This is a genomic window from Massilia sp. CT11-108 (assembly GCF_047302915.1).
In the GTDB taxonomy this organism is placed as follows: Bacteria; Pseudomonadota; Gammaproteobacteria; order Burkholderiales; family Burkholderiaceae_D; genus Telluria; species Telluria orientalis.
In genome coordinates, this window is sequence record NZ_JBKYMO010001323.1 from 1 (window position 1) to 376 (window position 376).

Here is a 376-nt window from a genome sequence, read left to right on the forward strand (position 1 = left end):
CGGGGTCGCGGGTCCCGGCCCCGTGGGCCCCACGGGGCGGCGGGGGGCGCGGGGGGGGAGCGCCCCGCCCCGCCCGGACCGGCGGCGTCAAGGTGCTGTTCGCGCGCTCGTACGCCGTCGACACCCTGATGCTGTGGCTCGCATACTTCATGGGTCTCGCCATCTTCTATGCGCTGATCAACTGGATGCCGATCCTGTTCAAGGAGGCGGGCCTGCCCGTGCAGACGGCCACGCTGATCGCCGCGCTGTTCCCGCTGGGCGGCCGCGTACTACCCGACGCGGGGCCGCGCCACCGGCGCCGCGTGGATGCTGCGGATCGGCCGCTTCGGCGGCATCGCCGGCTCGTTCCTCCGGGGGGGGGGGGGGGGGGGGGGGG

1 pseudogene is annotated in these 376 nt (G+C 76.3%); it reads left to right on the top strand.

The window, feature by feature from the left end:
- A pseudogene (locus tag ACEN88_RS34615) lies at positions 1 to 376 on the top strand (hypothetical protein); the annotation flags it as partial.